The following is a 7,717-nucleotide window of genomic DNA, read 5'->3' on the forward strand; positions in this document are numbered from 1 at the left end:
CATCTGGTCGCTATAAATCATATGCTGTTGCAGGCGGTTGTAGATATTACTAGTCCCAATGGGGCATCAGGTCATGCACAGCATGACATTTAATAGAAGTTCAGTGAGGTATAATTTGTTTACAATTTTAAAAAAAGTAGCTTGTTTCGGTAATAGTTCTCTACAAAGTTGTGCAGCGGTAAGATATGAAACTGCATCTGGTCGCTATAAATCATATGCTGTTGCAGGCGGTTGTAGATATTACTAGTCTAAATGGGACTAGTATAAATGGGGCACCCAACGCTCATCAGGTCACGCAAAACATGACATTAAATAGATGAACGCTGGTATCCCGGCTTTACCCTGTTTTTTCCTCTTTTATCAGCTTTTTGCTAACACCATTCTTTTCTTAAATCAAAACACCTGAATTTAATAGTCAGCTGAACAAGAATTCAGCAAATCAACACTCATTAACTTTGCGTGATCCATATACAGCTAAGATATATGGGTACCCGTTAATTTCACACCTTGCAGATCTCAGCCATTTATAACGGCCTACCTTGTACCTTGCAGAAAAAATCAGACAGGAATAAACGCTGCCTGATATTTTATATATTATTTAAAACGCAGAGCGGCGCGCTTCATAGGCAGTAGAGAATGCGGTAATAACATCGTGATCATAAGGTTTTAAACCCGCAACAATCAGCTTTTTGATGCCACGGCCAATCGTCTTTTCACCATCGTTAATAGCAAAATGCAGGAAGTTATTGGCGCGCTTTGGCTCTACTTCAAAATATGAATCAGCCAGTTCAACGTTTACCGGGTTATCCAGTGATAATGTATCAAATTCAAAACTCATGCTGTTATACATCACCAGTGGACGTGCAGGATTGAACATCACATCATGTTTTTTCATCAGTGGCATCAGTAAGTTAGGAAAGTTTTGCCCTGAGAACACCACGTAATTTTTAATTAAAGAGTCAATTAATACAGGATCATGGCTAGTATTGCCCTGCTTATTAATTTCCAATACACTTTTACCCTGTTCATTGGTAACAACGATATGATCGCCATCCGCTTCAGGGAACACTAATCCCACGTTAGCACCGACCATATTGGTAAAGGTAAAACTCATTGATTCACTTACCCCATATTCATTTAACGCCAATGAAAACAGTAAGTCACCAGGCACGCAAAAGCGCTTATTTTCAGGATCATGAATTGGATTGAAATCTTGACATTGTTGTTTCGCAAAAGTGCTTGCTTGCTCAGCTGAAATGCTAACTACATTGTCACGTTTCGTGTAATAAGATTCTAATAACATCAAGGTTCTCTATTTATGGGATAGCTTAAAAAGGCGAATTATAGGGAAATAATACAGAAATGATATTACTTTCATATTTTTCTTCTGCTTAAAGCTATTTTATAAAAAAACCAAGAGAAGTTAAATAGCAAGTTTGACAGTCCACTATTTCGCTGCCGAAATCATTACTCGGCATTTGCCCGAAACAGCGAGCCAAACCACTTGGGTATATGTTGCCCGTGTAACATCAGGTGATGTATTATGCCTGCTTAATTCAGTTGAAGATGGCGTTGAGGTGGGTATTAAATGAAAATAATTAATGGTCTTAAAGAGATAATCGATAAATTTGATACATTTATTCTGGATCAATGGGGTGTGCTGCATAATGGTGGCGACGCTTTTGAAAAAGCAGTAGAGGCATTGCAGTTTTTAAAACAACATAAGAAGAAAGTTGTGATCCTTTCTAACAGCGGTAATACACACGATTTTTCTTACGCGCGTTTACAAGATTCGGGGATTAGCCGTGATCTGTATATCGACGTATTAACATCGGGCGATCATATGCGTCATAATTTTAAGTCTGGAAAATTTAAACATCTCGGGACCAACGCCCTGTTTTTCTCCTGGGAAGAGGGGTCAACGGTTCTTGAAGAGTGCGGATTAAACAGCACAGCTATTGAAGATGCATCATTTTTGCTCTGTTATGGTATCGACCGTGCTGATGTAGCCAGCTATATGGATGATTTGAAGGCAGCCCGCGCACGCAATCTTGAATTAGTGGTCAGTAATCCTGACCTTGTAGCCATGACCCCTGACGGTTCATTAAAAATCTGTCCGGGATCCATTGCAAAAGCTTATCAGAAGATGGGCGGCATCGTGCACTGGCACGGTAAACCACAGCGTGATATTTATAACATGTGCAGAGATTTAGTGGGCGGATGGGATAATGCCATTGCGGTAGGCGATAGTATGGAACACGATATGGCCGGTGCAGATAACGCCGCTATATCAAGTTTGTTTATCACTAGCGGTATCCACTCTAAAGAAATTAGTGATCAGAAAAGTATTGTGGAATTAAGCAATAAATTTACTGTTAAACCCAGCCATTGCGTTGACTGGTTTAAGGTCTGAATTGTTTGTCTCAGCCTAAGATAAAAACAGAACAAGCATAGTCTTTACTCTTCAAACTTAAAATCGGTGAGCGTAGATCACCGATTTTTCATACCTGCTGTCACAATTTAACCTTTCTTCTGAAAGCTTTTACTCTTTAACTGATCTGACTGCATTATCAGCAAATACGGGTTTCTGCAGCCTGCAGATGCCCTGCCTTTTCGATAAATATTACCTAGATTAAGCCAACTCAAGCATTGCTTTAAAATACTTTCGGGTTACAATTAACTGTGTATTTAAACAGTCATTAACCGTTAACCATTTTCAAGTAATCAGGAAAACATGTCATTTAATAAAGCAATAAAACCTGCCAAAGATATTGACGGTGTACGCAGATCTGCCTTTTGGCATTTGGGACGACGTGACCATAGTGAAAAAGAGTTACGTGAAAAAATCGGGCGTAAAACCGATAATCAGCAATGGATCGAAACGGTTATAAGCGAATGTTTTGAATATGATTATTTAAATGATGCCCGTTTTACGGAGAATTTTATTCGCTCGTCACAAAACAAAGGCTTTGGTATTACCCGTATTAAACGTGATTTACTGCGTAAAGGTATCGAGCAAAATGAACTGGCTAATGCATTTGCAACTAACCATGATTATATTGCTGCTACTGTCACCCTGCTGTCGGGAAAATATAGCAAACGCCTTGCCAACCAAAGCATCAAACAAAAGGCGATGGCATTTCTGCAAGGTAAGGGACATGCTTTCGATGATATATTAAAAGCAATCGAACTGCATAATGAAAAATATCCTAACGATGATTGTGATTATTTAAGCGAAGCGATTGTGCTGCTGTCACGCAAATTTAAAAGTGAAATTGTTGAACGGAAACTGCACGATAAAGCGATGCGCTTCTTAGTGTCGAGAGGCTATACCTTCACTGATAGCTTGGATGCAATTCAAGCACATAATGCACAAACAGATGAAGATGATTAAAAAAGAATATTAAAGACAGAAAGCACAAGCGTTACTCACGCAGAGATTAAATAAAATAGATTTCAGGATGGATTAATGGCGAAGGCAAAAACAAAAATCGCATATGTATGTAGTGAATGCGGTGCGGATTACAAAAAATGGCAGGGTCAATGCAGCGAATGTAAATCCTGGAATACGATCACTGAATTTAGAGAAGCATCAAGCAGCACAAAATCGGTTAATGCGGCGATCAATCGCAATAAAACCGCCGGTTATGCCGGCGCAACGAGTAATGGCGTACAACGCATCTCTGCGGTGCAGGTTGAAAATGCGGCACGTGTATCAACCGGACTGTCCGAACTGGATCGCGTCCTGGGCGGGGGCATAACGCTCGGCTCTGTGGTACTTATCAGTGGCGATCCTGGTTCAGGTAAAACCACCCTGCTCACCAAAGTAGCCGAAGTGATGTCACATTCAATGTCAACACTCTATGTGACCGCTGAAGAAAGTCTCAGCCAATGGGCTAAACGCGGCATTGAACGCTTAAAACTAAATTTTAACCAGGATAACTTTTTATTATCAGATACCGACAGTATCGAAGATATTGTCGATCAGTGTATCGAAAATAAAGTGAAATTTTTAATTGCCGATTCAATTCAAGCATTTGAATCAAATGAAGCTGATGGCTCTGCAGGTGGAGTAACGCAAGTAAAAACCTGTGCCAAAATATTAAATAGATTATGTAAACAACACGGCATCACCTTAATTCTGGTCGGTCAGGTAAATAAAAACTCGCAGATGGCCGGCCCGCAAACATTAAAACATATTATTGATACTGCCATTCATATTGAAGTTAATGATGCTTCTGTGCGCATATTACGCGCGGATAAGAACCGTTTTGGTGATACAGAACAAGTGGGCATTTTTCAAATGAGCGAAAAGGGAATGCGCTCTGTTGATAATCCGAGTCGACTTTTTCTCTCCGGCAGTGCAGAGCACTTTGAAGGTTCGGCTATCTCAGTGATTAAAGATGGCGCGCGTAATCTGCTGATCGAGATTCAAGCGCTAGCGACCGAGGTGGAAGGCGAAAAGTCTATCCGCAACTGTATCGGTGTTTCCTATAGCCGCTTGTCATTAATTACAGCAGTATTAAAAAAGCATGGCGGCATTCCCACCTATTACGATATCAATATCAGCCTGGTTGGCGGCCTGAAAATGGCCGATTCTGAAACTTCGACGGATATGGCCGTAACCGCGGCATTACTTAGCTCTATTAATTCCAAGCCGTTGCCGGAAGATTCGGTGTTCATTGGTGAATTGGCACTGACCGGAGAATTACGTCAGATACCACAAATCGTGCCGCGTGTACGTGAAGCATTAAGCCATGGTAAAAAACAGATCTATATTCCAGCCGTTGCTTATCATAAATCGATGCAGCAGTTCGTAAACCCTGATCAGACTGTTATCCCGCTTAAAAACGTCAAGGAGTTAATTGAGGCGTTAAATTAGTTTTTTATCATCTGTTCGCAGGTAAACATCTGCAGGCAGCCTCCCTAAAAATTGTAGTCAATGATTTTTAAGATAATAATATTTGTCTTTTCATGACCATTTCTGAGGAGGCTTATCAATAATTCACTTTTATTGGAATTTATTTTGACTAAATAAGCCGTTTGGTTTTATGATGGCGGCCAGTTATTTAGAAGACATGTTTGATGGTTTATAGCTTTGAACATCAGTGTCTGAATTTTATTGTTTACCAGCCAATGCACTGAAAATAAGTGTATTGCTGCTATTAATTTTTATTAGGGAAAATTGGATGTTAAAAAGAGTTTTTTTATTGCCATTGTTATTCGTTTCATTAATGAGTCTGCCTGCATCTGCAACAGAGCAGATCAGTTTTTCTGTGGCACGAGATGGTTTGACAAGTGATGTTGTTGAAAATGTTTTAATAAAAGTACTGGCCAATAGACGCTGGAACATTATCGATAACAATGATCAGAAGATTGAAGTTTCATTACATAAACGCGGAACTGAAGCCAATTTGCATCTGCTCTTTGATGAAAAAGAAGTAACGATTGTCTCAAACAGTTATTGTAGAAGCGCACCAGTGTGGCCAGATTTTAAGGGTGGAAAGAACCCCTGTTACCCGGGTCGTTGGATCAATAATATCAAAAAAGACACCATGAAATCAGTTAGGCAGGTCAACTTGAGCAAGAATACAACTAAGGCTCCTAAACCCACTATTAAGCAGCGTTTAATAGAGTTACGCCTTTTGCATGAAGAAGGGTTAATTACGACTACGCAATATGAAGTAAAACAGAAAACTTTACTTGAGGAACTTTAGCAAAGTCATGCTGTTTCGGTTAATTTTTTATTAAGCATAGAGAGTAATAACGATAAGGTTATTGCGCTCTGCACGGATTAATTTCGGATCGTAATTAAATATCAGAGCAACGTCCACTGGCTAATCAAAAAAGCTTGTAAATAGCGGAGCTCTTGCGTTTGACTAACCATAAGCCAAATACAAGCTCTAAACCCATTATTTGCCAAACAGTCAAAAGATACAGGTGTTGCCGATTATATTATTAAAAACACTTTTCTTATTTATCCTGTTAACTTATCCCCTCACGGCAACATCATTATTTTCAGTAAATCTATAGGATTACGTTCGTATTTTTCAGCTATAGGCCTTGCTTTATCTTCACCACTTGCAGATATACCGGCCTTTGACAATCTATCTATACCCACCTCTAAATCTATTCCGATTTCGCGACAAATTTCAGCAAAAGTTTTTCTCCCTAAACCTGTTCCAGAGAATTTAGCCTCTAATACATCAAATGATAATAATTCATTATTTTTCTGTTCTAGCGGCAATTTATTGACTCGTATGATTTCGTAAATTGCCATTGGGGTAGTATTATTGTTACGTGCAATATTATCCAATGTATCTTTTATACCCGTGAATTCAATACCTTTTGCATCTAATGCTGTTGTTACTTTATTAATGTCAAAATCCATCTTTCTGGATATACCGGCAAGTGAGGCTTCCTCTGCATGGCCATATGGCGGTTCTGATTCAGGAGAGGTAACCCAAGTGCCTTTTGCCCATCCATTTAAATCAATTACCCAACTCGCAGGGGGAATATTAAAAGCTGAGGCAACAAATATCAGCATAGTCAATACGGTTGCCACTACAATTTCCTGCTTAAGTTTAAAATGTCCTTTCACACGATCAGCAAAATATTTTTTAAACGGCTTCCAATTAAAATAAAGATGCAGAAATCCGCTGATTATAAATACTCCTCCGAACATCATATGCACCCACCCCCACTGTTCTTTCTCCATTCCAGCTAAAGACCAATGAACCCAATAAGCAACCCTGCCCTGGGGGACGATATACAGAATAATGCCTGTTACCGTAAGAACAATAAATGCCCAAGTCACTAAAAATGCAGTTAACGACCTGAGTGAATGCTTATTTTTTCTCATATAACTTATCCATCTTTTCTGTGTTAGGTGACTGCAGGGAGTAGAAAGCGCCTCTCTGGCTGGCTTTATTAAGCAATCTTGTCGATATTTTCATCAGTCAGTTACAGCCAGTCGTCTGACATTGCTTTTAAAAATTATTTCGTTATAGGAAAGCCTGATTTCCCCCTATAACAGAATCTATATTGCATTTAGGACAGATAGCGCATAACGAGGCTGCAAATTGCACTCACAGGCAAATATTAGAAAAAATCGTGTTAATGGCTTTTTGAATGCGTTCTCAATTATAGCGATTTTATTACCCGGAAAAGATTTCCTACCGCCATGTTTTTTACATGAAATCTAATCAATTTCTCGATAGACTACTTCAGATTGAGATTCCCTGCCGTAACTTGTTGTTGTGCCAACTGTAGCTTTAATAATATGAACAGTTTGAACTCTCAATTTATCTGGTATATCTTCCTATTGATAGATATCAGCCATTCACCATTGCTCTTTCTTTTTCTGGTAGAAAATAAATCAAAAATCGCCAGAAATACTTTGTGTTGGCTAAATACTTGAGGGAAAGTTAACGCCTTGCTCACTAGCGTAGCAAGTTGTTATGTATGAGATTCAACATACTGCCTTAATGAATCTAAAAAGAGAATCCTACACATGGGTATTAAGTAGTTTTAATAATGATTTAAAATAGATCAAAGAAGATGCTAGGTATTATAAACCAATATAATACGTTACTTTTTTGGCAAATTTTAAATATGAATTAAAATCAAATGGATTGAAACGTTAAAAAGGAAAGCTATATTTTGTTCCCTGCAGACTTATATATCAAAATTAAAAACAAAAATAACGTTAAAACAC

The 7,717-nt window shown here is 38.7% G+C and carries 6 protein-coding genes; 4 read left to right on the plus strand and 2 right to left on the minus strand.

Annotated features, from left to right (window positions below):
* Positions 1-598 precede the first annotated feature (598 nt).
* On the minus strand, positions 599-1,303 hold the full coding sequence (locus AC4GME_RS15685) for a DUF3581 domain-containing protein (RefSeq protein ID WP_490379727.1): 705 nt from the start codon (positions 1,301-1,303) through the stop codon (positions 599-601).
* Between the two features lie 285 nt (positions 1,304-1,588).
* Between AC4GME_RS15685 and AC4GME_RS15690 the strand changes: the two genes are divergently transcribed.
* The 4 genes from AC4GME_RS15690 to AC4GME_RS15705 all read left to right on the plus strand — a co-directional run bounded on the left by AC4GME_RS15690 (position 1,589) and on the right by AC4GME_RS15705 (position 5,717).
* Positions 1,589-2,413 carry a TIGR01459 family HAD-type hydrolase gene (locus AC4GME_RS15690; RefSeq protein ID WP_490379728.1) on the plus strand — a complete coding sequence of 275 codons (825 nt, stop codon included), beginning with the start codon at positions 1,589-1,591 and terminating at the stop codon, positions 2,411-2,413.
* Positions 2,414-2,734: 321 nt separating this feature from the next.
* A complete protein-coding gene (locus AC4GME_RS15695) occupies positions 2,735-3,394 on the plus strand; it encodes a regulatory protein RecX (protein ID WP_490378164.1) in 660 nt (219 codons plus the stop codon).
* A 75-nt stretch (positions 3,395-3,469) separates the two neighbouring features.
* The gene (gene radA / locus AC4GME_RS15700) at positions 3,470-4,882 is read left to right on the plus strand and encodes a DNA repair protein RadA (protein WP_490378163.1); all 1,413 of its coding nucleotides are present in this window, start codon (positions 3,470-3,472) and stop codon (positions 4,880-4,882) included.
* 307 nt (positions 4,883-5,189) lie between these two features.
* Entirely contained in the window at positions 5,190-5,717 is a 528-nt protein-coding gene (locus AC4GME_RS15705) for a hypothetical protein (protein ID WP_490378162.1), read from the plus strand.
* Positions 5,718-5,998: 281 nt separating this feature from the next.
* Here AC4GME_RS15705 and AC4GME_RS15710 read toward each other — a convergent pair whose 3' ends face one another.
* On the minus strand, positions 5,999-6,862 hold the full coding sequence (locus tag AC4GME_RS15710; protein WP_490379729.1) for a DUF4405 domain-containing protein: 864 nt from the start codon (positions 6,860-6,862) through the stop codon (positions 5,999-6,001).
* Positions 6,863-7,717: the final 855 nt, after the last annotated feature.

It is taken from the genome of Psychromonas sp., assembly GCF_983033635.1.